This window comes from Xanthomonas sp. NCPPB 1132 (genome assembly GCF_056629235.1).
This window is the reverse complement of record NZ_CM152819.1, coordinates 3,631,330-3,655,172: the sequence shown is the minus strand read 5'-3', so window position 1 is coordinate 3,655,172 and position 23,843 is coordinate 3,631,330. Positions and strand designations below refer to the sequence as shown.

General features: G+C 67.4%; 15 protein-coding genes. 10 read left to right on the top strand and 5 right to left on the bottom strand.

The features are described from left to right. Positions 1-138: 138 nt before the first annotated feature. The 3 genes from AC1G9L_RS15575 (at position 139) to AC1G9L_RS15565 (ending at position 5,881) form a co-directional block, all read left to right on the top strand. Complete coding sequence (locus tag AC1G9L_RS15575) at positions 139-1,779, top strand: MobA/MobL family protein (RefSeq protein WP_481069451.1); 1,641 nt, start codon at positions 139-141, stop codon at positions 1,777-1,779. A gap of 783 nt (positions 1,780-2,562) precedes the next feature. Further along, positions 2,563-3,366, top strand: coding sequence for a hypothetical protein (locus AC1G9L_RS15570; protein WP_481069450.1), 804 nt, complete (start codon positions 2,563-2,565; stop codon positions 3,364-3,366). 586 nt (positions 3,367-3,952) lie between these two features. Continuing rightward, positions 3,953-5,881: an alpha-L-fucosidase gene (locus AC1G9L_RS15565; RefSeq protein ID WP_481071156.1), complete on the top strand. Its 1,929-nt coding sequence runs from the start codon at positions 3,953-3,955 to the stop codon at positions 5,879-5,881. Between the two features lie 261 nt (positions 5,882-6,142). Here AC1G9L_RS15565 and galA read toward each other — a convergent pair whose 3' ends face one another. From galA to AC1G9L_RS15545, 4 genes are all read right to left on the bottom strand, one after another. Continuing rightward, positions 6,143-8,704 (bottom strand): beta-galactosidase GalA, encoded by a 2,562-nt coding sequence (galA, locus tag AC1G9L_RS15560; protein WP_481069449.1) that lies wholly within the window; start codon positions 8,702-8,704, stop codon positions 6,143-6,145. Continuing rightward, positions 8,701-9,876 (bottom strand): glycoside hydrolase family 53 protein, encoded by a 1,176-nt coding sequence (locus AC1G9L_RS15555; protein ID WP_481069448.1) that lies wholly within the window; start codon positions 9,874-9,876, stop codon positions 8,701-8,703. The genes galA and AC1G9L_RS15555 overlap by 4 nt, the downstream gene beginning before the upstream one ends. Before the next feature lie 16 nt (positions 9,877-9,892). Then, entirely contained in the window at positions 9,893-12,595 is a 2,703-nt protein-coding gene (locus AC1G9L_RS15550) for a TonB-dependent receptor (protein ID WP_481069447.1), read from the bottom strand. 327 nt (positions 12,596-12,922) lie between these two features. Then, positions 12,923-13,816, bottom strand: coding sequence for a LysR family transcriptional regulator (locus AC1G9L_RS15545; protein WP_481069446.1), 894 nt, complete (start codon positions 13,814-13,816; stop codon positions 12,923-12,925). A 101-nt stretch (positions 13,817-13,917) separates the two neighbouring features. Here AC1G9L_RS15545 and AC1G9L_RS15540 point away from each other — a divergent pair, with 101 nt between their 5' ends. From AC1G9L_RS15540 to AC1G9L_RS15525, 4 genes are all read left to right on the top strand, one after another. Further along, positions 13,918-14,925 (top strand): YeiH family protein, encoded by a 1,008-nt coding sequence (locus AC1G9L_RS15540; RefSeq protein ID WP_481069445.1) that lies wholly within the window; start codon positions 13,918-13,920, stop codon positions 14,923-14,925. 121 nt (positions 14,926-15,046) lie between these two features. Next, positions 15,047-15,694: a DUF4142 domain-containing protein gene (locus AC1G9L_RS15535; protein ID WP_019800446.1), complete on the top strand. Its 648-nt coding sequence runs from the start codon at positions 15,047-15,049 to the stop codon at positions 15,692-15,694. A 270-nt stretch (positions 15,695-15,964) separates the two neighbouring features. Then, a complete protein-coding gene (locus tag AC1G9L_RS15530) occupies positions 15,965-16,954 on the top strand; it encodes a cation diffusion facilitator family transporter (protein WP_019800447.1) in 990 nt (329 codons plus the stop codon). 319 nt (positions 16,955-17,273) lie between these two features. Beyond that, positions 17,274-18,197, top strand: a complete 924-nt coding sequence (locus AC1G9L_RS15525) for an IS110 family transposase (RefSeq protein WP_481069444.1) — start codon at positions 17,274-17,276, stop codon at positions 18,195-18,197. Between the two features lie 33 nt (positions 18,198-18,230). Here the strand turns inward: AC1G9L_RS15525 and AC1G9L_RS15520 are convergent, their stop codons facing one another. Beyond that, a complete protein-coding gene (locus AC1G9L_RS15520; protein WP_019800038.1) occupies positions 18,231-20,294 on the bottom strand; it encodes a 3-hydroxyacyl-CoA dehydrogenase NAD-binding domain-containing protein in 2,064 nt (687 codons plus the stop codon). 239 nt (positions 20,295-20,533) lie between these two features. Here AC1G9L_RS15520 and rpoE point away from each other — a divergent pair, with 239 nt between their 5' ends. The 3 genes from rpoE to AC1G9L_RS15505 all read left to right on the top strand — a co-directional run bounded on the left by rpoE (position 20,534) and on the right by AC1G9L_RS15505 (position 23,736). Further along, the gene (gene rpoE, locus AC1G9L_RS15515; protein WP_010340494.1) at positions 20,534-21,154 is read left to right on the top strand and encodes an RNA polymerase sigma factor RpoE; all 621 of its coding nucleotides are present in this window, start codon (positions 20,534-20,536) and stop codon (positions 21,152-21,154) included. Next, positions 21,151-22,113: a sigma-E factor negative regulatory protein gene (locus AC1G9L_RS15510; protein ID WP_481069443.1), complete on the top strand. Its 963-nt coding sequence runs from the start codon at positions 21,151-21,153 to the stop codon at positions 22,111-22,113. Before rpoE ends, AC1G9L_RS15510 begins: the two co-directional genes overlap by 4 nt. Before the next feature lie 90 nt (positions 22,114-22,203). Then, entirely contained in the window at positions 22,204-23,736 is a 1,533-nt protein-coding gene (locus AC1G9L_RS15505) for a DegQ family serine endoprotease (protein ID WP_481069442.1), read from the top strand. The last annotated feature ends 107 nt before the right edge of the window (positions 23,737-23,843 follow it).

The following is a 23,843-nucleotide window of genomic DNA, read 5'->3' as shown; positions in this document are numbered from 1 at the left end:
CGTTGATCGGCTTACGCCGCTCAACAGATCAAAAAACCCTGAGATTTTAGGCACACAAACGCCACTGCCATCGGCGCCTAGACAACTCGAAGATGCTCTTGTTTTATGTTTTCTCCACAAACATGAATAGGGGCCTAGATGGCTATTTATCACTCACACATGAAATCTTTTGGTCGCGGCAAAGGCGACTCATCCGTCGCGGCAGCAGCTTACCGAGCGGGCTTTGATCTGGTCGACGAGGCCACAGGTCTGCGCCACGGATACTCGCGCCGTTATGGCGTTGCCTTCGCGCAAATGCTTGCACCCAAGGGCTCGCCCAATTGGTGCCAAGACGCCGAGAAGTTCTGGAACGCAAACGAAGCGGCTGAGACCAGAAAGAACGCGATCGTGGCTCGCGAGGTGGAGGTCGCGCTCCCGCAAAGCCTCACCGATGAGCAGCGTAAGGATCTGGCATTGAGCCTTGGGCAACTGCTGGTCGATCGCCACCAGGTTGCTGTGCTGGTCGCAGTCCACTTGCCCAGTCGCGATGGCGACCGGCGCAACCACCATGTCCACCTTCTGATGTCTTCGCGCCAAGTTGGACCGGGTGGCTTCGGTGAGCGCGCAGGAACGGAGTTCGACGCCAGGCAAGGGGAGGGCACACGCGCAGTGCGAGCGCTTCGCAAAGAGATTGCGGCCGAGATCAACCGACACCTTCGAAGAGCGGGCATCCAGAAGACTGTCGACCCAAGAACTCTCCAAGCCCAGGCCCGGGAAGCGGCCATGAAGGGAGACTTTGAGCGCGCCCGGGAACTAACGCGCCGCCCTGGCAAGCACATGGGCAAAGCGAAGGTTGCGCTGATGAGAAAAACCAACTTCACCGCAGAAGTGCGGGGCCGGCACGGGGCAGACGCAGCCATTGCGCTCTCGAACATCGTTGCTGCGCACATGAAAGCCAGTGGGACGCTTGTGCAGCCAGTGCCGCCGTCACACAGTCACGCGTCAGCGCTTCGGGACCGATCTAAGGCACAGAGTTCGTCAGGGGGCAAAAGGCACCTCGCGCAGCCTAGAGCGCGGGCGGCGGGGCGCTTGCAACAGATCAAAGAACGCTTGGCTCGCCAAGCTGCCCCCCGCCCAGGGCTTTACACGCCTTACAGTGGACAAGCTCGACATCTTGGTCGCGTGACGAGGCTTGCTCGCTCCTCGGGCCGACCAGACTCAGAGGTGCTCAATGCCGAAGCGCAGCTGATCGAAGACTGGCTGGAAGCCCAGCGAGAGGTAGCGCAGCAGTCTTTGGAAGTGCTTCGGCAGATCCCCGGCATCCAAATTGAGCCGGAGTTCGAGCGCGCTTACGCCACGCTTGTTTGCCGGCGAGTCGATAGCTACCCCACTAAACCGTTCCTCTTCGAAGACACCGAGATGTTGGCCCGCTCAATCAACAAGTATGCGCACACCTTGGTGCGGCCTTACAAAGCGCGCATGGCAGTGCTCGATGCGCAGGCCAAGCTTGCCGAGCAAGAGAACCACCCAGATACCAAAGTGGTCGCGAGGGCCCGGCAGCGTGTGGCGCGAGCCAAGTTGCATGTATCCCCTCGGATCCAGGCGATCCAGGAGTGGCGGATCAAGCAAGCTAGGAAGGTGATGGTCGAAGCGGCTGAGGCTTTAGAAAAGAACTTCAAGATCCAGCCGATCGAAGTGCTGACGCCTGAGACAACGATTGGGGATGTGCCTTTGCATGATGGCGAGGCTGGAGTAGCGCATTGGGAGTTGAAGTTTCGTCCTCCGAAGCCATCGATGTAGGACGGAAGCGCTTAAAGATTAGTTGTGTAAAGCATCAAGACTACTTCTTCCGAAGGGGTAGTCCTGATTGCTTATTCACATCTGACAGTTTGCTTTGCATGAGCCCTCGTGCTGTTGGCCAAGCCCTGTGCCCTTGGCACTGATCTGTTCGGGAACAGCGTGATCAAGGTGTTTGAATGTTTCCAGTTGACGGGTCTTTTCAAGTTCACCTGCGCCCAGCGCGAGATAGCGGGTGGATTCTATGTCTGATGCAGCAAGCGTAAAATAAGGAACGTAAGAAAAATGCTCCGGTTTCCCGGAGCATTTTTTTTGATCCGCCTAAACGGCGTTGAACGATGCAACTCAGTTTGATGAGTGGCTTTTTACTTTCTAAACCGACTAAACGTCGTAGAAGCTACTTCATTTCAATCCCCACGTATGGGGCAAGTGAGTATCTCATTTCAAGCCCCACGTATGGGGCAAGTGAGCATCTCTGCTCACAAAGGCAATCGATGTTTTGTTGCCGATGCATTCAAGCTATGGTGTAAAAGAGCTTTGTCAAGTGTTTCGGCATGAAATAATTTGAAGAAATATATGGGATCCGTCTATGGCGATCTTTTTGGTCTAGAGACTGTGTCGGCATGGCTTGAAAGATACGCCTTGCCGCTTGAATATATTGGAGTGCTAACCTAGCTATCAGTCAGTAGCCATGACTGCGCGATCAGCTCACTAGTATTTGAGCCGCGTTCTGCCGTTTTTTAATGATCTGCCGCTGGACCTCTGGCAGGCAGAAGGAGGTGATCAATGAAGATTGCACTGTTTCAGTTGCGTGCGCAGGAAGTAGAGAAGGTATCGGGAAATAAAGCGGCTGCGCAAATAAATGAGTTGCTGAGTGTTCTAAGCTCTCATGCAAAAGTCGATCTTGCCGTGTTTCCAGAACACTTTCCCTTCGCAGACAAAAAAGCCGATCTTGAGATTGATGAAGCAAGAAATCTCCTCAAAAAGGTTGGATCCGAAATTCCCTTTGTGGCAGGCGGCTATGTTATGGAAGGCGCGACTCTCCGGAACAGCATTTTTCTGACGAAAGGCAAACTCAGTCTTGATTACTATTTCAAGCGTGTTCCTTGGCGGAAAGAGGGTGTGGTCGGACAGGGTGCGAAGATGTGGAGCTTGGGACGCCGCCGCCTTTTCCCAATGATCTGCTCAGATGTCTGTGAGCCTTGGAATAAGGCCAAGGGTCAAACAGCCAAGATGATGGCTGAGGCACTGCACCTGGGGGTGAGTAAAGGCTGCCCGATCATCGTGCCCACCTTCGGCGCGGATTTGCGAGAGCCTTATTGGACTGAACCCTTATCAGCATGGGCCAAGGCCTTAGGCACGCCTATTGTCGTGGTGGCCGTTGCTGGGGTAAGTGAGGGCAGCTTCAAGGAGCTTGGTGAAGAACGGCGCTACGGGGGTGGGGGAAGCGGGGTGTATTGGCCAGATGGCACGGTTTGGCCTCCCAAAGCAGAGTCCGTGAAACGGGGGATCTACATTGTGGATCTTGCGCAGCCCCAACGCGGGCAATTCACCGAGTTGCCCGAGAGCGGACATGTAGCTCCCATGTAGCTCCAGCACACGGACTGGCCCTCAAGACTGCGCAAAATCACCTGAAATCGCCTATCTGGCCAGCTCACAAAAGTAATGTTTCATCAGCGGGGTGTGCTCCGCTGCGCTTCCGGGGACTTGGGTCTTTTCTCGATTCTGCATCTGATTCAGTGACTTAATGAATTTCGGGGTGACGGTCCGTGGACAAGTATGGACGGGTGCCCGCAGCAAATGACAGCGCGGCGCGGCGCCAGCCCGGTGCGTGGTTCGATGCGCCACCTGCCGATCCACGGTGCAACGTCGGGGCCGCACCGTTTCCACGGGCAACGGCAGGAAGGCCAAGCGCGAGACAGCGAATGTCCGGTGCGGACGCAGCATGTGCAATGCCGAGTCCGCAGAAACTGCGTGCGAGTCGTCTCGGCGCCAACTGCAATTGTCCGTAAAAAAGTGGATCGGCGACAGCACGCAGTGCAATTCCCGAGCACGCGGCGGCGGACCGGCCACACGGTGACGCTGTGTCCGTTGAACGACCGTGTGTCGCTTCGGGCAGGACTGTTTCGCCGTTGGAAAAGCTAAGATCCGGGCTTGTGTAGAGCCGGAGGCGTCCATGATCGATCGTCGTACCTTTCTTGCCACGGGTGTCGTGGCCGTCGCCGCGGGCTTCAGCGCATCCGCCGCCCAGATCGTGGCCGCGCCGCGCCCGAAAGGACCGGCACCGTGGGGCGCCGTGCCAAGCGCGCGGCAGCTGCGGTGGCACCGGTGGGAGCAATACGCCTTCGTGCATTTTGCGATGAACACCTTCACCGACAAGGAATGGGGTTACGGCGACGAAGATCCGCGCAGATTCGATCCCAGCGATTTCTCCGCCGATCAGATCGTCGCCGCGGCCAAGGCCGGCAACCTCAAAGGGATCATCTTCACCGCCAAGCACCACGATGGCTTCTGCCTGTGGCCGACGCGCCTGACCGAGCATTGCATCCGCAATTCGCCCTACAAGAACGGCAAGGGCGACATCGTCGGCGAAATGGCCGCGGCGTGCCGGCGTGCCGGCCTGGCCTTCGGCATCTATCTCTCCCCCTGGGATCGCAACCACGCCGAGTATGGACGTCCCGGCTATCTCGACTATTTCCGCAAGCAGATCGTCGAGCTGTGCACGGGTTATGGTGACTTGTTCGAGTTCTGGTTCGACGGCGCCAATGGTGGCGACGGTTACTACGGCGGAGCGCGCGAAACCCGCAAGATCGATGCCCCCGCCTACTACAACTGGCCGCGGATGATCGAGCTGGTCCACCAACACCAGCCGATGGCCTGCACCTTCGACCCGCTGGGCGCAGATATCCGTTGGGTCGGCAACGAGGAGGGCGTGGCCGGCGATCCGTGCTGGCCGACCATGCCCAATGCGCCTTACACGCAGGAAAACGGCAACGCTGGCGTGCGTGGCGCGGCCCTGTGGTGGCCTGCGGAAACCAACACCTCGATCCGCCCGGGCTGGTTCTACCATGCCGACGAAGACGGCAAGGTGCGCAGCCCGGAGAATCTGGTGCGCTACTTCGATACCTCGGTCGCGCGCGGCACCAACATGAACCTCAATCTTCCGCCGGACCGACGCGGCCGCATCGCCGACCATGACGTCGCGGTGTTGAAGAGCTTCGGCGACGCGATCCGCGCCAGCTTCGCCATCGATCTGGCCAAGGGCGCCAAGGCCAGCGCCAGCGCGTCGCGCGGTCCCGGGTTCGAGCCGGAGCGTGTGCTCGACCGCCAGCCGGACAGCTACTGGTCCACGCCGGACGACGTCACCACGCCGACGCTGACGCTGGAACTGTCGGCGGCGCAGAGCTTCGACCTGATCCGGCTGCGCGAATACCTGCCGCTGGGCGTGCGTGTCACCCGCTTCGCGATCGAAGCCGAGGTGGATGGGCAATGGCAGCGCCTGGCCGAAGCGCAATGCATCGGCGCGCAGCGGATCCTGCGGCTCGATCGTCCGGTCGCCGCGCGCCGTGTGCGCCTGCGTGTGCTCGAGGCACCGGTCTGTCCGGCGATCAGCGAATTCGCGCTGTTCCGCGCGGTGGCGCCGGTTGCGGTCGCGCGGCCCGCGACGAACGCGCCGGACGTGCTGTCCACCGCGGGTTGGCGCATCGTCGCGGCCAGCGCGCCGGGAGCGGAGAAGTTGCTCGACGACGATGCCGGCACGATCTGGGTCGTGCCCGCTCCCACGCCGGGCCATCCCGTGCAGGTGACCATCGACCTCGGTGCGCTTCGCCAGGTCGCCGGCTTCAGCCTCACCCCCTCGCGCACGGTGATGAACGGTGCGGCGCCGCCGAAGGGCTATCGCGCAGAAAGCAGCGAGGATGGCCAGCACTGGCAGCCGGCCGGCGGCGGCGAGTTGTCCAATATCGCCTACGCGCTCTCCACCCAGCGGCTGAATTTCCCTGAGGTCCGGCAGATCCGTTACCTGCGGTTGTCGTTCGCCGAAACGGCGCTGCCCGCCGAGCGGCTGGCGATCGCCGGGATCGGTGCCTTCTCGCGCTTGCGATGACGGCTGGCGCTCCCTCGCCGCGATGCGCGGTGGGGGAGCGGGCATCGCTGGGGCGATGCAGCTTCGTGGGTGCAGCGATGCTGGCGAGGCGTCGTAGATCGGCTTCGGAATGAAGCGTCAGCGGCTTCACTTCATTGTGCGTAGCGCGTGTGCCGACCACGGCTTGGGCGGGCGTAGTCGGCGCGCCAGTGCCGTATAGGATCACCTAGTCGCCGCGCATGACGATGGCGCCGCGTAGCTTCTTGAAACCACGCGGCCGCCTCAGGCGACGAACGGCCGCGGCCTGGTGCGCACACTCTTCAGCGCCAGCCGCGCAGGCGCCAATCCGGGCGCGGTCGCTTCCAGTGTCAGCGTGCCGGCATCGCGCGTGGTCTGCAGCAAGGCCATGCACAGGCCGTTGAAGGCGCGGCGCTGGTCGGCCTTGTCGGGTTCGTGGCTGGACGGGTCGCCGTTGCCCACGCCGATCAGGCGGCCGGGGCCGCGGACGGCGAAGCGCACGGCGTCGCTGGCGGTGGGCACGACGCGGCCCTTGGCATCGACGATCTCCACCGCGACCACGGCCACGTCCTCGGCGTCGGCCAGCAGATTCGCCCGTTCGCAGCGCAGGCGTACCGCGGCCGGGACGCCGACGGTCTCGCGGAGTTGGGTCAGCACCTGCTTGCCGTCACGGTAGCCGCGCGCTTCGATGCGGCCCGCCGCGTAGCGCACGCGCCACTCGACGTGGCCGTAGGCCGGCACCTGCTGCAGGCCCTGGCTGACGCCATTGACCAGCAGTTCCACCGCGTCCAGGTTGCTGTGGCACCACACGTCGACCATGCCGTTGTCGCGCTCCTCCAGCAGGCCGTCCCAGTTCCAGTGCGGGAACAGGTGCAGCACCGGCGCGGCGGTCCATTGCGCGCGGTAGTACCAGTAGTTGTCCTTGGGGAAACCGCAACTGTCGAGGATGCCGAACTGCGAGGCCACGTTCGGCCAGCGGTTGTACGGGGTCGGCTCGCCGCGGTAGTCGAAGCCGGTCCAGACGAAGCCGCCGGCGATGTACGGGCGCTGCGCAACATAGCTCCACCAGGCTTCGGCGCTGCTCGCCCACCAGGGGTAGTCGAGGTCGTAGGCGCGGGCATAGCCGCGCACGTCGTCGGTGCGGTAGTTGCCACGCACGCCGACGGTGCTGCCGGTCTCGCTGCCGTAGACCGGGATCTGCGGATGGCGCGCATGGAAGGCATCCATCTGCGTGGTGCGGTAGTTGAAGCCGACCACGTCCACGACCTGGCCGACGCCGTCGTCGAAGCCCTTGTCCATGGCGAAGGTGGTGGGGCGGCTCGGGTCCAGGCGCCGCACCAGGCGCTGCATGCGCGCGACGATGCGCGCGCCGCGCGCGGTGACCATCTGCGGCTCCTCGTTGCCCAGCGACCACAGCATCACGCAGGGATGGTTGCGGCCGCGCCGCACCATCGACGTCAGTTCGGCCATGGCCTCGTCGTCGGAGGACATGCGCCGGGTCTCGTCGATCAGCAGCAGGCCCAGCCGGTCGCACAACTCCAGCACCGCCGGCGAGGCCGGGTTGTGCGCGCTGCGGTAGGCGTTGCAGCCCATCGACTTGAGCTGGCGCAGGCGCCATTCGTGCAGGCGGTCGGGAATGGCGGTGCCGACGCCGGCATGGTCCTGGTGGTTGTTGGTGCCGTGCAGCTTGTAGGCCGCGCCATTGAGCAGCAGGCCGCGCTGCGGATCGAACTGCAGGCGGCGCACGCCGAAGCGGGTGGTGGTCGCGTCGCAGGTGCGGCCGTCGCCGAGCAGGCGCGTGGACAGCGTGTAGCGTTGCGGGTGTTCCGGCGACCACGGCGCGGGCGCGCCCAGGTCCAGGGTCTGCTGCACGCGCTGCACTACGCCGGGCTCGACCGTGATCGGCGCGGAGCTGGCCTGGGCGACGATGCGCCCGTCCGGCGCGCGGATCACCGAGACCACGCTGCACTGCCGCGGCGTCGCGCCGTGGTTGCCGAGTTCGGTCTCCACCAGCGCCTGCGCGTCGCCGCCGTCCCAGGCGCTGCGCACGTACACGCCGTCCATCGGCACGTGCAGCGCGTCGGTGGTGCGCAGCCAGACGTGGCGGTAGATGCCGGCGCCTTCGTAGAACCAGCCTTCGCCGAGCGTGGCGTCCACGCGCACGGCGATGATGTTCCTGGCGCCGTAGTCGAGCACGTCGCTGAGATCGACTTCGAAGCCGCAGTAGCCGCTGCCGTTGCGGCCGACGATGTGGCCGTTGCAGAACACGATGCAGTCGCGGAACACGCCGTCGAATTCCAGGCTGATCCGCTTGCCCAGGTCTTCCGCCGGAATCTCCAGCACGCGCCGGTACCAGCCGATGCTGGTCTGCGGATCGGTGCGGCCCAGCGGCATGTAGCCGTGCGCGGCGGCCGGGTCTTCGCCGTTGACCAGGGTGGAGGTCGGATCCTGGCGCGGCGGCAGCGCCACCGCCCAGTCGTGCGGCAGGTCGATGCGCTCCCAATCGCTGTCGTCGAAGCCGAGCAGGGCCGCATCGGCGGTGTCCTTGCCGGCCTTGGCGTAGGTGCGCTGGAAGGTGCCGAAATTGAAGTCGCGGGCCGGATCGTCGGCGTTGCCGAGATGGAAGCGCCAGCCGCCGTCGCACAGCAAGCGCTGGCGCGGAGCATCGTCGTCCAGATCCAGCGAGAGCGGCGCAATGGCATCGCTGCCGGTGGGCGTGGCGGCCAGCGCGGCCGGCGCCAGCGCCGCGGCGGCGCCGGGCACCGCCACCTGCACGCCGCCGGCGACCAGCGAGCGCAGCAGGTCGCGGCGGCTCAGTTCGATCATGGCTGCGCGTCCTGCACCGGCGCGGCCCCCTTGCCGGCCGTCGTGGCCGGCGCCGGTCGGTAGGCGTGCTGCATGAAGCCGATGCCGGGCAGCAGCTCGTTGCCATGGCGGAAATCGAAGAAGCTGGCGTTCTCCCACGAGGAGCCGACGCCCCAGCGGGTCTTGCAGGTGTTGCTGGTCCAGGCCGGTTCCCAGTACACGACGCCGCTGCCGCCGTTGTCGACCACCAGCTGCGTGAGGTCGACCAGGTAGTTCAACTGGCCCTGTGGGGTGGCCGGGTAGCCCTTGATCAGTGAGTCGGCGCCGAGCAGGTTGGGCGAGGGGTCGCCGCTTTCCAGCGTCCACGGATAGGCGGTCTCCACCACCATCACTTCGGCCGGATAGCGCTGGCGCAGGCGCTTGATGGTGGCGCCAAGCTGGTCCATGGTCTCGCGCGACCACTTGCGGTAGTAGCTGATGCCGATGAAGTCGAAGTCGTGCACGCCGGCCTTGGCGGCGTCGGCGAACCACGGCTCCACGTTCTCCGGCTGGGCGATATGCAGCATCACCTTGGGCTTGATCGACGAGCGCGCGCCGGCGTCGCGCACCGCCTTGATGCCGGCGTTGAACAGCTTGGCGTTGCGGGTCCAGTCGATCGGCCGGCGCTTGTCCCAGGGCTGGCTGTCCATCAGGTCGGAATTACTCTCGTTGCCGACCTGCACCAGTTCCGGCATCAACCCGGCGCGGTCCAGCGCGCTGAGCGTGTCGTAGGTGAAGCCGTACAGCGTGCGCGCCAGTTCGTCCTGGTCGGTGATGTTGGCCCAGGCCTTGGGGATCAGTTGCTTCTCGCCGTCGGCCCAGTCGTCGGAGTAGTGGAAGTCCAGCAGCACCTGCATGCCCTGTGCGCGCGCGCGGCGGATGGTCTTCTTGACGTCGCTCAGGTCGCTGTAGCGGGTCCAGCGCGCATCGTTCCACAGGCGCACGCGCACCAGATTGGCGCCGTGCGCGTGGAACAGCTCGAACGGGTCGCGCACCGCGCCGTGGTCGCGGTACTGCACGCCGCAATCCTCCATCTCGTTGACGTAGGACAGGTCGGCGCCGAGGTACAGCGTGCCGGCGCCGGCCAGGGGCGCGGCGAGGGCGGTGGCGAGGGCCAGCGCGAGCGCCGGCAGCCAGGTGCGTCTGGATCGCATGCGGGTCTCCACCGGCTCAGAACGTGTAGGTCGCTTCCAGGGCGAAGCGGCGGCCGAACAGCTGGTAGCCGCCATCGTCCTGGTTGGCGAGCCGGTTGCGCTTGTTGTCGCTGTAGGCGCGCAGCGGTTCGTTGGTCAGGTTGCCGACCTGGAACTTGAAGCCCAGGTGCTCGCTGTAGCGCCAGGCCAGGCTCAGGTCCACCGTGCCTTCGCTCTCCAGTCGCGCCAGTCGCGCCGCGTTCCAGCCGTACACCACGGTGTAGGGGCTGTGGTACTTGTAGCCGATCCGCGCTTCGAACTTGCTGTTGTTGTACCAGAGGTCCAGCGTGCCGGTGTTGCGCGCCAGGCCGCTGAGCGGCAGCGGATTGTCCGCCGGCGAGAACTCGTGCAGGTTGGATTCCACGTACGAGTAGTTCGAGTAGATGCCGAAGTTCTCCATGTGCGGGATGAAGAAGAACGGGGTCTGGAAGGTCAGCTCGGCACCGTTGATGTAGCCGCCGCCGCCGTTGAACGGACCGCTGATCAAATAGTCGCGGCCGTCGATGGTCTCGTGCTGGGTCTTGTAGCCGATGCTCGAATCCACCCACTTGCGGTACAGCGCCAGGGCCGCCAGCGCTTCCTTGTGGAAGTACCGCTCGTAGGACAGGTCGAGCTGAGTGGCGCGGAACGGATTGAGCTGCGGGTTGCCGCCGCTGCCGGTGAGCTGGCCGACGGTGGTGTTGGGGTCGTCGAGCGCACGCCCGGTGCGAAGTTCGTCCAGCGGCGGCCGCGCCATCACCTTGGCCACCGACACGCGCAGGATGCGCTCGGGATCGATCAGGAAGTTGACCGTGGCGCTGGGCAGCACGTCGGTGTAGGTCTTGCCGGCGCTGCTCGGCTGCACCACGCCGCCGACGGTGTCGTAGCCATGGCTGTCGGTGTCGGTGTGGACCACGCGCACGCCGGCGTTGCCGGTGACGTCGACGCCGAACCACTGCGAACTGAACACCGCCTTGGCGAAGGCCTCGCGCACGTTCTCCTCGACGTTCCAGTGATCCAGGCGCTGCTCGGTGGCCAGACTCGGATCGAAACCGCCGAAGCCGAGCTTGGCGATCGCGTCCAGGTCGCCGCCGGTCAGGGTCGGCACGTTGAGGTCCGGCATCGTCACCGGATAGATCAGGTCCTGGTAGGCCGAGATCGGCTGGCTGTAGCCGGACTGGAAGCTGGTGAAGTGGCGGTTCTGCTTCTCGCGGCGTGAGGCGCGCGCGCCGAATTCCAGCGCGGTGACCGGCGAATCCTCGATCGCGCGGCTCACGCTCAGCGCCAGCGCGGCGATGCGGTCGCGCAGTGCCTGCGGCTCGGTCTGGCCGCTGATGCCCCATTCCGGCGCGTCGGAACTGGTGCTGATGGTGGGGGTGACGCCATGACGGAAGTCGAACGACACCGTGTCCGGGTTGCTGCCGAAACGCACCGCGCGCCAGTCGTTGTCGCGCTTGGCCTGCGAGAACGACAGGTCACTGCCCAGCGTCCACACGTCGCCGCTCCACTTGGCGTTGAGGCCGCCGGCCGCCAGCGTCTTGACCTCGTTGTAGTTGGCGATGACGTGGTCCACCTGGAGGTTGGAATTGGCCAGGGTGCCGGCGACGACGTCGCCGTCGACGATGGTGTAGGACGAGCCCGGGGTGGTGTACGGATTGCTGGCCGAGTAGATGCTGTAGCCGAGGTTGTTGAACCAGTTCTGGCGCTGGTCCTCGTCGATGCGGATGCGCGAGTACAGGCCGTCGAGCTTGAGTTCCAGGTTGCCCGAGCGCCACTGCACGGTGCCCATGGCGCCGGTGCGGGTCTGCTCGGTCAGCTTGAGCTGGTCGGCCGCGCCCCAGGGGGTGTAGTCGACCTTGCCGTCGCCATCCACGTCGCGTGCGTTGCTGGCGTCGGTGTAGCCCCAGGTGCCGATCGAGACGCCGGCGTTCTTCTGCTTCTGGTAGGTGGCGCCGAGCGCGACCGCCAGGTTGTCGTTGATGCGGTGGATCCAGCTCGCGCCCAGGCGCTGGCCCCACGGCGAGTAGTCGCGCGCGTCCTTGGCCTCGTCGTAGTAGACCGGGCCGGCGGTGGCGACGAAGGTCGGGCCGGTGTGATCGAGCGGGTTGATCGTGGAGATGTCCACGGTGGCGGCGATGCCGCCGGCGATCAGGTCCGCCGACGGGGTCTTGTAGACCTTGACCGTGGAGACGATCTCGGTGGGGAAGACTTCCCAGCGCACCGCGCGGTTGGGTTCGGAGGAGGCGATCTCGCGGCCGTTGACCGTGCCCATGGTCATGCGCGGGCCGAGGCCGCGCACGGTGGCCAGGCTTTCGTTGCCGCGGTCGCGGGTACCGTTGACGCCGGGCAGGCGCACCAGCGCCTCGGCCACGGTGACGTTGGGCATCTGCCCCATGTTGTCGGCGGAGATGACCTCGACCACGTGGTCGTCGAGCTGCTTGGCCTGCACTGCCTGTTCCAGGCTGGCGCGCTGGCCGACCACCATCACGTTGTCCAGGGTGACCGGCTGCTGGCCGGTCTTGGCGTCGGTCGTGGAATCGGGCTTGGCGGGTGGCGTGGCCGCGGGATCGGCGCTGGTGCTCTGCGCGTGCGCGGCGAAGCTGCCGGACAGGGCCAGGACGATGGCCGCGCCCAGCAGGGTGCGGGCGGCAGGGCGGTGCGCGCGCCGGCCGAGCGGGCGACGGGACTGTTCCAAAGGCATTTTTGTTCCCTCCCAGGACAAAAAGTGACCGAGCAAGTTGGCGTGGGCCGGAGATGTCCGGCCCGGGAGGCATCGGCAGGGCGCCGTGCATGTCTGCGGGCTGTCCCGATCGCTGTCCTCGATGACGTGTCCGTCGACACGGCGGGGCATGCGCGGCATGTCCGGCGGCGGCGCCGTGGACATCCCCTTTCCGCTGCCCTGGCGCGCGAGAGACCGGGAGCGAGGATAGAAGCGACAGGCATTCCATTCCAATGAAGCATTTGCCGAGGGCTATCTCGTTTTGGAATGGATGTCGCGCGTCGCGTCTCGCTCCTCGCCACGCCACGCTCAGGCCGTGGTGGGCTGCGCCTGCAAGTCGAGCAGGGCGGCGGCCGCCGCGCCCAGGCCGCGTTCGCGGTGGCGCAGGACATGGAAGGTGCGTTCGGCCAGCGTCACCTCGATGCCCTGCAGGCGGCCGCTCTCCAGCCACGGCGCCGCGGCCAGTTGCGAGATCGCCGCCAGGCTGCGCCCGGCCTGTACCGCCGACAGCACCGCTTCGTTGGAGGGCAGGGACAGGGCCACGCGCAGGCGTTCCGGGGCGATGCCGGCATCGCGCAGCGCCGCCTCGAACGCCGAGCGCGTGCCCGAGCCAGGCTCGCGCATGATCCAGGTGCTGTCGGCGACCAGCCGCGGCAGCCCGGGGCGGCGGCGCCCGGCCAGCGGGTGGTCCGGTGCGGCCACCACGCGCAGCCGGTCGTGGTCCAGCGCCGAACTCAGCAGTTCGGGGGCCTGCACGCGGCCCTCGACGAAGCCCAGTTCGGCGCGTCCCTCGCGCACCGCGCGCGCCACGCTGTCGGTGTTGCCCACGCTCAGGCGGATCTCGATCTGCGGATAGCGCGCATGGAAGGCCATCAGCCGGGTCGGCAGCCAATAGCTGGCCACGGTCTGGCTGGCGTGCAGGTCGAGGGTGCCGCGCAGCACGCCGCGCCACTCGCTCAGCGCCAGTTCGGCCGCACGGCTGCGCGCCAGGATCGCCTTGGCGTCCTCGCAGAACGCCGCACCGGCCGCGGTCAGCGCCAGGCCGCGGCCGACCCGGTCGAACAGCGCCACCCCGTACTGCTGCTCCAGCGCCTTGATCGCGGCACTGGCGGCCGACGGCGTGCGGTGGGCGGCCTGCGCGCCCAGGGTCAGGTGCTGGCGCTCGGCCACCGCCACGAACAGCGCGAGTTGTTCCAGGGTCATGGGGGAATGTTCGGATGAGCAGAATGAACTGTGCGCAATTATGCGATGGATCGGAACGGTTTGCGGGCGCAGTCTGTCGCCACTTCATCCGGATGACGCCCATGCACGCGCCACTGCACCGACCTTCCACCCTGCTGCCCGGGCTGGCCCTGGCCATCGGTGTGGCGGCCTTGGCCTGGCTTGCCGAGCGCGCGCAACTGCAGTGGCTGGGCCGGCGCTGGATCGATGCGCTGGTGTTCGCGATCGTGCTCGGCACCTTGCTGCGCACGGCGTGGCGCCTGCCGCCGTCCACGCACGCCGGCATCGCCTTCGCCGCCAAGCTGCCGCTGGAACTGGCCATCGTGCTGCTCGGCGCCTCGGTCGGGATCGGCGCCATCGGCGCGGCCGGCGGCCTGTTGCTGGCTGCCATCGCCGCGGTGGTGCTGCTGGCGATCGCCATTGGCTACGGCATCGGTCGCGCGCTGGGCCTGCCGTCGCGGCTGGCCACGCTGGTTGCCTGCGGCAATGCGATCTGCGGCAATTCGGCGATCGTGGCGGCGGCGCCGGTGATCGACGCCGACTCCGACGACGTCGCTGCAGCGATCGCCTTCACCGCGGCGCTGGGCGTGCTGGTGGTGTTGCTGCTGCCGCTGGCGGTGCCCGTGCTGGGCCTGGACCAGCGCCACTACGGCATCCTCGCCGGCCTGACCGTGTACGCGGTGCCGCAGGTGCTGGCGGCGACCGTGCCGGTGGGCGCGCTGAGCGCGCAGGTCGGTGCGCTGGTCAAGCTGATGCGGGTGCTGATGCTCGGGCCGGTGATGCTGCTGCTGGGGCTGGTGCGTGGTGGATCATCGACACAGCGGCGCCCGGCGCACGCGCTGGTGCCGTGGTTCGTGGTCGGCTTCGTCGGCATGATGGGCCTGCGCGCGCTGGGCGTGCTGCCGGCCTTGCTCATCGAAGCGGCGCAGTCGCTGTCGCTGCTGTTCACCCTGGTGGCGATGGCCGCGCTGGGACTGTCGGTGAATCTGCGCACGGTGCTTGCGTCCGGCGGTCGCGTCTTGGCGGCCGGCACGCTCTCGCTGCTGGCACTGGCCAGCCTCAGCGTGTTGCTGCTGCGCTGGTTGCCGTAGGCGCGGGCGCCGCAGTCCACGTGCATCTGCAGCATTTCGCATCGCCTGCACCCACGTTCAACCAAGCGCTCACGAAAGGTCGCGGAGCATGGCGATACCTGCCATGCAAAAGGAGATTGTCATGCGTCATTCCCGTTCCGCGTTCTCTCTGGCGCTGATATCGGTTCTCGGCGTCGGTCTTGCGCATGCGCAGACCGATACGTCCGGCCAGGCCGGCAGTGCCGATCCCGGCGCGATGCAGCAGCAAACGCCGTCGACCTCTGCCGCGCAGACGTCGACCGGCATGCAGGGCGCGCAAGGCGCGCGCGCGTCCGCGCTCAACGAAAAGCAGGCGCTCGGCGTGCTGTCGGCGATCAACACCAGCGAGATCAACGCCGGCAACCTGGCCTTGCAGAAGCAGGTCAAGGGCCCGGTGCGCGACTACGCCATGCAGATGGTCAAGGAGCACTCGGACAACAACGCCAAGATCGCGCCGTGGGGTCCTGATGCGAAGGCCGCGCCGGCGCAGCAGCAGATGCAGAAGGCCAAGGCGGAGGCCGGCAAGCTGCAGGCCCTGGACGGCGATCGCTTCGAACAGGCCTATGTCATGGCGATGGTCAAGGATCACCAGGCCGCCCTGCAGATGCTCGACAGCACCCTGATCCCCGCTGCGAAGACCCCGGACGTGGCCGCGCATCTGCGCACCACGCGCACCCACGTGGCCGAGCACCTGGCCAAGGCGCAGCAGCTGCAGAGCGCCGGCGCGCCATCGGCGACGCGGGCCCGTTGAGCGCCGTGCGGGTCTCGGCCGCCATGCCGAGATCCGCGCTTTCATGCGTCGCGCCCCTTCCTTGGCCAGCGTGTGGCAGGTCGGGCCGCGACCAGACTTGCTGAGCCCGGCATCTGGTGTGCCTGGTTGCCGTGTCCTTGCGGTCCATCGGCTGCACAAGAGCGAGTGCCGCTGTCGAAAGGTATTGCTGTCGAACGGTGTAATAGTCTCCGCGCAGGCGGCGGCCTAAGGTAGCGGCCATCTTCCTTCGCATCGCCGCCGGGTCGCCCCATGGGCCACGATCACAGCCACGCCCCTACCGAAATCCGCCACGAGCGCCCCCTGTGGTGGGCGCTCGGCCTCACCGCGCTGTTCCTGGTGGTGGAGGTCGCTGGCGCCTTCCTCACCAACAGCCTGGCGCTGCTGTCCGATGCCGCGCACATGGCGACCGATACGCTGGCGCTGATGATCGCGCTGATCGCGGTGCGGCTGAGCCGGCGCCCGCCCGATGCCAAGCGCAGCTACGGTTACGCGCGGCTGGAGGCGCTGGGTGCGCTGGTCAACGGCGCGCTGCTGTTCGTGGTCGCCGGCTACATCCTGTGGGAGGCGGTGCAGCGCTTCCGCCAGCCGCAGGAGATCGCCACCGTCGGCATGCTCGGCATCGCCGCGTTCGGCCTGCTGATCAACCTGATCTCGATGCGCCTGCTCAAGGCCGGCAGCGGCGAGAGCCTCAACATGAAGGGCGCCTACCTGGAAGTGTGGAGCGACATGCTCGGCTCGGTGGCGGTGATCGTCGGCGCGCTGGCGATCCGCGTCACCGGCTGGAAGCTGATCGATCCGATCCTGGCGGTGCTGATCGGCCTGTGGGTGCTGCCGCGGACCTGGGTGCTGCTGCGCGAAGCGGTCAACGTGCTGCTGGAAGGCGTGCCCAAGGGCGTGGACCTGGATGCGGTGCGCGGTTACCTGCAGGCCGCGCCCGGCGTGGCCAGCGTGCACGACCTGCACGTGTGGGCGCTGGCCTCCAGCACCCCGGCGCTGACCGCGCACGTGGTGGTGGCCGATGGTGCCGACGCCGACGCATTGCGCGCCGCGCTCTGCGATGGCCTGCACGCGCAGTTCGATATCGACCACATCACCCTGCAGATGGAAGCCGGCCATTGCGGCGCCACGCCGTGCGGCGCGCCGGCGGCGAGCGAGGGTGGTGGCCACGGTCATCACGGGCATGGCCATGACGATCATGCGCATGCCCATGGGCATGCGCACGGGCATTCGCATCCGTGATTGGCGCTGCTGCGCGATGACGTTCGTGCAGGCGCAGCGCGCGTCTTTCGTTGGGAGTTGGTCGCCGGCGTTTACCGGCGATGCAGGTCGCGGTTGAAACCGCTTGTGTCAAATAAGGGTCTATCGTTGCAGGTGAGAGCGGAGTGCGGCAGGCCGTTTAGCCGCAGTGCCAGCAAGCACGAGTAGGAGTCAGCGCCGCCGCACTCCGGTTCTCCTGCCTGACAAGCCCGAACAGTTGCCCGAGTGACGAGCTCGAACTCCACAAGCATGGGCATCGGCAGGAGCGCTCTCGTCCATAAGTCTACTGCGGAGAACGTCTATGCGACGCCATGTCGGGATCGATGTATCCAAGGCCGAACTGGTCATTCATGTCCTGCCGGACGAGCAGGCCTGGACCCAACCCAATACGCCACAGGGGCAGCGTGCGCTGGCCCAACGCCTGGCCGAGCTGGGCTGCGAGCGGATCGTGCTGGAAGCCAGTGGCGGCTACGAACATGCCGTGCTGCAGGTGCTCCGAGAGGCGGACCTGCCGGCAGTGCGGATGGCCGCCGATCGTCCGCGCAAGCTCGCCCAGGCCTTGGGCCTGCATGCCAAGACCGATGCCCTGGACGCGCGCCTGCTGGCCATCGCCGCCCAGCACATCCCGACCATGCCCACGCCCGTGGTACCTGAGCACCAGCAGTCTCTTCGCGAACTGCTGGACCTGCGTGCCACCCTGGTGAGCCAGCGTGATGCCCATCGGCGGCGCCTGGAGCACATCACCAGCGCCAAGGTGCAACACCGCTGCCGAGAGGTGATCGCCCTGCTGAACCAGCAGATCCAGACGTTGACGCAGGAGATCGAGCAGCAGGGCAAGACCTGCTCGAGCTTACCCAAGGTGCCTGGGCTCGGCACGATCCTGCGCGCGGTTCTGGCCGCGCGGCTGCCAGAACTAGGCACGCTGCCGCCACGCAAGCTCGCTGCCCTGGTCGGGCTGGCCCCGTTCAATCACGACAGCGGCTGCTGGAAAGGCCAGCGCCGCATCAAAGGTGGACGTGCCGACGTGCGGCGCGTGCTGTACATGGCCACCTGGGCCAGCATCCGCGCCAAATCCCCCTTGGCCAACACCTACGCGCGTCTGCGCGCAGCCGGCAAACCGGCCAAGGTCGCCATCGTCGCCTGCATGCACAAGTTCCTGCGCTGGCTCAATGCCATCGCGCGCGATCAGGCCTCGTACGCTCCTCCTGCCATCGCAGGTGCATGACAGTTGACTCCTACGTGTAATCGCCTGAGCGTCTCAGACCACCGGTTCGCGCAACGCCGGCGACTCCCAACCCGGGCGTGGGGCGAAACGCTCGCCGTAGCGCGTGTGCAGGGCGCGCAGACGTGCCAGCAGGACATCGGCGCCGGCAGCGCGGATGTACTGGATCGGGCCGCCGCGGAACGGGGCGAAGCCGGTGCCGAAGATCACGCCGGCATCGAGCAGGTCGGCATCGGCGACCACGCCCTCGTGCAGACAGGCCACCGCTTCGTTGAGCAGCGGCAGGATGAGGCGATCTTCCAGGTCGTCCGGCGCGCGGTAGTCCTTCGGCAGTTCGGGCTTCTTGGCACGGCCGTTCTCCCACGCGTACAAGCCCTGACCGTCCTTCTTGCCGCGCTTGCCCGGCTCCACCGTCTGCAGCGCCGCCGGAATCGGCAGGCCCAGGAACGGCGCCAGCTCGGCACCGACGCCGGCGGCCACGTCCAGGCCCACGGTGTCGATCAGTTCGATCGGCCCCATCGGCATGCCGAACTTGACCGCAGCCTTGTCGATCGCCGGGCCGGGAATGCCCTCGGCATAGGCGGTGGCTGCTTCCAGCATGTACGGGAACAGCACGCGGTTGACCAGGAAGCCGGGGGTGCCGGCCACCGGCACCGGCAGCTTGTCGATCGCCTTGCAGAAGGCGGCCAGCCGCTTCTGGTTCTCCGGCGCCAGGCCGTCGTGGCAGACGATTTCCACCAGCGGCATCTGCGCCACCGGATTGAAGTAGTGCAGGCCGCCGAATTGCGCCGGGCGCTGGATGTGCTCGCGCAGTTCGGTCAGCGGGATCGAGGAGGTGTTGGTGCTGAGCAGCGCATTCGGCTGCATGCGCGGTTCCAGGGACTGATACAGCTCGCGCTTGGCCTGCGGGTTCTCGATGATCGCCTCGATCACCAGGTCGGCGCTCGGCACGCCGTCGCCGGCCAGGTCGCCCTTCAGCCGTGCCGCCACCGCCGGGCGCTTGCTGTCGTCCTTGACACGCTTGGCGAACAGGTCGCCGGCGCGGCTCAGCGCCCCGTCGATGAAGCGCTGCTCGCGGTCCTGCAGGGTCACCTCGAAGCCCTTGTAGGCCGACCAGGCGGCGATGTCGCCGCCCATCACCCCGGCGCCGACCACGTGCACGTGGCGGATGCCGTGCTCCTTCCCGCCCAGCGCCTTGAGTCGCTCGGTGAGGAAGAAGATGCGGATCAGGTTGCGCGCGGTCGGGGTGCTGGCGAGCTTGACCACCGCCTTGCGTTCGGCGTCCAGGCGCGCCTGGATGCCGCTGCCGCCGCTGCGTTCCCACACCCCGATCAGCGCGTACGGCGCCGGGTAGTGTTCCTTGCGCGCCTTGCGCGCCACCTGCTTGCGCATCTGCGGCGCCAGCAGCTTGCGCGCCGGCCAGGTATTGGTGGCCCAGGCGGTGGCGCGCTGCTTGAAGGGACGGGTGCTGCCGGACAGCGCCAGCGCCACCGCGGTATCGGTGAGCACGGCGGGCGCGGCGACCTTGTCGACCAGGCCCATCGCACGTGCCGCCGAGGCCGACACGGTGCGCCCGGTGAGCATCAGGTCCATCGCCGCCGGCGCGCCGATCAGCCGCGGCAGGCGCGCGCTGCCGCCCCAGCCGGGGAAGATGCCGAGCTTGGTCTCGGGCAGGCCGATGCGGGTGGCCGCATCGCTGGAGGCGACGCGGTAGCGGCAGGCCAGGGCGATCTCGGTGCCGCCGCCCATGCAGAATCCGTGGATCGCCGCGACCGTGGGGCAGGGCAGCTCGGCCAGTTTCTGGAAGGTGGCCTGGCCGCGGCGGATGGCGTCGTTGACGGTGCCGCGGCGGTCGAATTCCTGGAATTCCTTGAGGTCGGCGCCGGCGATGAAGCCATTGTCCTTGGCCGAGCGGATCACCACGCCCTTGGGCGGATCGATGGCGATGCGCTCGAGCAGATTGCCCAGTTCCAGCAGCACGTCCTGCGACAGCGCATTGACGGGCGCGTCCTGGCGGTCGAGGCTGAGCACGACGATGCCGTCGCCGCGGATGTCCGCTTGCCAGTGACTGAATCGGAGCCCGTCGAAGCCTGAAAGCATGGGGAGGACCATCCGCTTGTGTATGGAGAAGATCGTTATCATCCAGAGGTTGTTTCCGTCGCGTCAAATCCCAATGCAGGGGAATTGAGGCGCGTCCCGCGACCGCTGGCCTTGCGCCAGCCTAACGGAACGCCGGTTAACGTCGTGGGGCGGCGATCCGCTGAGGGGCGCTGAACTTTTTTCCGAATTGGCGGTCAGAGGGTCCGACGTAGGTTGGGCTGACAGGAGTGCGGCCCGCTATGGCCGATGTCGAAACACCCCAGGAGCTGGACCTGGAACTGGTCCGGCGTGTGCAGCGCGGCGAGAGCGCGGCGTTCGATGTGCTGGTGCGCAAGTACCAGCACCGGATCGTCGGCCTGATCGGGCGCTACATCGCCGACTGGAGCGAATGTCAGGACGTGGCCCAGGACACTTTCATCCGCGCCTACCGCGCGATCGGGAGTTTCCGCGGCGACGCCCAGTTCTCCACATGGTTGCACCGGATCGCCGTGAACACCGCCAAGAACTACCTGGTCGCGCACAACCGCAGGCCGCCCACCGACGATGTCGACGTGCTCGATGCCGAGCAGTTCGACAGCGGCACCCGGCTGCGCGACACCGACACGCCCGAGCGCGAGCTGATGCGCCAGGAACTGGAGCGCACGGTGATGAAGGCGGTCGACGCCTTGCCGGAAGAGTTGCGCACCGCCATCACCCTGCGCGAGGTGGAGGGCATGAGCTACGAGGACATCGCGCAGAAGATGGGCTGCCCGATCGGCACCGTGCGTTCGCGGATCTTCCGCGCCCGCGAGGCCATCGACGCCGAACTCCGTCCCCTGCTGGATACCGACAGCGCCACCCGTGAGCGACACCGCGTATGACCGATAGCACGCCCTTTCCCAAGCCAGTGCCGGCGCCCGACAGCGCAGCGCCGGACAAGTTCGAGCTGCACTACCGGCAGCAACTGTCCGCGCTGATCGACGGCGAACTGCCGGCCGACGAAGCGCGCTTCGTGCTGCGCCGGCTGCAGCACGACGAGGAGTTGTCCGGCTGCCACGAGCGCTGGCAGCTGTGCGGCGACATCCTGCGCGGCCGCGTCAGCGTGCCGGCGCCCAGCGATTTCAGTGCCCGCGTGCGCCAGGCGGTGGCCGCCGAAGCGCAGCAGGCCGCGCGTGCCGATGCCGCCAGCGCCGCCGGCAAACGCCGCAACTGGCGCTGGGGCGGCAGTGCGGCCCTGGCTGCTTCGGTCGCGGTGCTCGCGCTGTTCGTGACCCAACGTCTGCCGCAGACGCCCGAGGCGTTGCCGCCGGCGCAGGTCGCCGATACTACCGCGCCGACCCCAACGCCGGCCGCCACCACACCCCAGGTCCCGACGCCTGCGCCGGCGCCCGCCGATCCGCAGGGCGATCTCGCCGCCGCCGTCGCCGCCGCGCCGGCAATGGCGATCGCCGCCAATCGTCGCCAGGAGGCGGCCGCGGCGGCGCGACGCGAGGCCACCCGTAGCGAACAGGCGGTGCGCACCCGCAACGCCCCGGACGAGCGCGCCTACGCCGCCGCGGCGCCCGCCAAGCCGCAGGCCAAGGCGTCCGCACAGCCCCCGTTCGTGGCGCCGGTCGCCGCGCCGACCATGGTCGCGCAACGCGCCAACGATCCGTTCGGGCACCCCGCCGCGCCGTTGCAGGCCCGGCCGTGGCCACGCTCGACCCTGCCGGCCGCCGACGCCGGTGGTGAATTCACCGCCAGCTTCCCGCGCAGCGGCGCGGACCCGGCGGCGTTCTATCCGTTCGAACCCCGCCTGCCTGCCGACGCGGCGACCAACCCGCCGCCGCAGCAGCCCTGAACCCCGCGCGCCGGTCTCTCGTCCCGGCGCGTGGTCCCCGTTGCTTCGTCCCCTCGTTGTTCCCCTTCCCGAACCGGAGGCTCGCGTCCGATGACTCACCGTATCCGCCACCATCTGTTGGGCCTGCTGGCGCTGACCGTGCCGCTGGCTGCCTGTGCGCAGCAGCCCAGCCCCAGTGCCGCCAGCGCCCCGCCGCCGGCCGCGCAGTCCGCGCCGGCGCCGCAGCTGGTCGGCAACCTTCCCGACTTCACCCGGCTGGTCGAGCAGGTCGGCCCGGGCGTGGTCAACGTCGAGACCACCATCAGTCGCCGCGCCGCGGCCGCGCGTTCGGGCGGCGGCATGCCCGACGACGACCAGATGCCCGAGTTCTTCCGCCGCTTCTTCGGGCCGGACGGCATGCCGGGCATGCCCGGGCAGCCGCGCGGCGGCACGCCGGACGACGACGGCCCCGCGGGCCGCTCGATGGGTTCGGGCTTCATCATCTCGCCCGATGGCTACGTGCTGACCAACCACCACGTGGTCGACGGCGCCAGCGAGGTCAAGGTCAAGCTCACCGACCGCCGCGAGTTCACCGCCAAGGTGGTCGGCAGCGACCAGCAGTACGACGTGGCGCTGCTGAAGATCGACGGCAAGAACCTGCCGACGGTGCGCATCGGCGACTCCAACCTGCTCAAGCCCGGCCAGTGGGTGGTGGCGATCGGCTCGCCGTTCGGCCTGGACCACTCGGTCACCGCCGGCATCGTCAGCGCCACCGGCCGCAGCAATCCCTACGCCGACCAGCGCTACGTGCCGTTCATCCAGACCGACGTGGCGATCAACCAGGGCAATTCCGGCGGCCCGCTGCTCAACACCCGCGGCGAGGTGGTCGGCATCAACTCGCAGATCTTCTCCGCCTCCGGCGGCTACATGGGCATCAGCTTCGCGATCCCGATCGACCTGGCGATGAGCGCGGTCGAGCAGATCAAGAAGACCGGCAAGGTCACCCGCGCCCAGCTCGGGGTCATGGTCGGTGCCATCGATTCGCTGAAGGCGCAGGGCCTGGGCCTGCCGGATACCCGCGGCGCCCTGGTCAACCAACTGGTGCAGGGCAGCCCGGCGGCCAAGGCCGGGCTGGAAGTGGGCGACGTGATCCGCACGGTCAACGGCACCGAGATCGGCGCCTCCAGCGACCTGCCGCCGATGATCGGCGCGATGCAGCCGGGGGCCAAGGTGCGCCTGGGCATCCTGCGCGACGGCAAGCCGCGCGAGCTGACCGTGCAGTTGACCGCGCTGGCCGACGACGCCCAGCCCAACGCCGGCCCGGTGGTTGGCGACAACGCCGCCCCGGCCACCGGCGCCAATGCGCTGCTCGGCATCGACGTGGCCGACCTGGACGCCGCCACCCGCCAGCAGTTGGGGGTGGAGCCGGGCAAGGGCGTGCGCATCACCGCGGTGACCGGCCGCGCCGCGCGCGACGCGCAACTGGTGCCGGGCATGGTGATCCTGCAGGTCGGGCGCACCCCGGTCGGCAGCGTGGCGGCCCTGAACCAGCAGCTGAGCGCCTACAAGAAGGGCGACGTGGTGATGCTGCTGATCCGCGTGCGCGACACCACCAGCTTCGTCGCGGTGCGCGCCGGCGGCTGATCCCGCGCGCCCGGCGCAGGCCGGGCGCCATCCCGGGCGCCGATCCAGACGGGTCGGCGCCCCGGGGCAGGGGCGAATCCGGCGGCCGTCACCAGCGGCCGCCGGCC

Coding starts and splice junctions, on each gene's coding strand:
- AC1G9L_RS15555 (WP_481069448.1), bottom strand. CDS start 9,876: ATGCGATCCAGACGCACCTGGCTGCCGGCGCTCGCGCTGGCCCTCGCC.
- AC1G9L_RS15550 (WP_481069447.1), bottom strand. CDS start 12,595: ATGCCTTTGGAACAGTCCCGTCGCCCGCTCGGCCGGCGCGCGCACCGC.
- AC1G9L_RS15535 (WP_019800446.1), top strand. CDS start 15,047: ATGCGTCATTCCCGTTCCGCGTTCTCTCTGGCGCTGATATCGGTTCTC.
- AC1G9L_RS15510 (WP_481069443.1), top strand. CDS start 21,151: ATGACCGATAGCACGCCCTTTCCCAAGCCAGTGCCGGCGCCCGACAGC.
- AC1G9L_RS15570 (WP_481069450.1), top strand. CDS start 2,563: ATGAAGATTGCACTGTTTCAGTTGCGTGCGCAGGAAGTAGAGAAGGTA.
- AC1G9L_RS15520 (WP_019800038.1), bottom strand. CDS start 20,294: ATGCTTTCAGGCTTCGACGGGCTCCGATTCAGTCACTGGCAAGCGGAC.
- AC1G9L_RS15530 (WP_019800447.1), top strand. CDS start 15,965: ATGGGCCACGATCACAGCCACGCCCCTACCGAAATCCGCCACGAGCGC.
- galA (WP_481069449.1), bottom strand. CDS start 8,704: ATGATCGAACTGAGCCGCCGCGACCTGCTGCGCTCGCTGGTCGCCGGC.
- AC1G9L_RS15565 (WP_481071156.1), top strand. CDS start 3,953: ATGATCGATCGTCGTACCTTTCTTGCCACGGGTGTCGTGGCCGTCGCC.
- rpoE (WP_010340494.1), top strand. CDS start 20,534: ATGGCCGATGTCGAAACACCCCAGGAGCTGGACCTGGAACTGGTCCGG.
- AC1G9L_RS15575 (WP_481069451.1), top strand. CDS start 139: ATGGCTATTTATCACTCACACATGAAATCTTTTGGTCGCGGCAAAGGC.
- AC1G9L_RS15540 (WP_481069445.1), top strand. CDS start 13,918: ATGCACGCGCCACTGCACCGACCTTCCACCCTGCTGCCCGGGCTGGCC.
- AC1G9L_RS15545 (WP_481069446.1), bottom strand. CDS start 13,816: ATGACCCTGGAACAACTCGCGCTGTTCGTGGCGGTGGCCGAGCGCCAG.
- AC1G9L_RS15505 (WP_481069442.1), top strand. CDS start 22,204: ATGACTCACCGTATCCGCCACCATCTGTTGGGCCTGCTGGCGCTGACC.
- AC1G9L_RS15525 (WP_481069444.1), top strand. CDS start 17,274: ATGCGACGCCATGTCGGGATCGATGTATCCAAGGCCGAACTGGTCATT.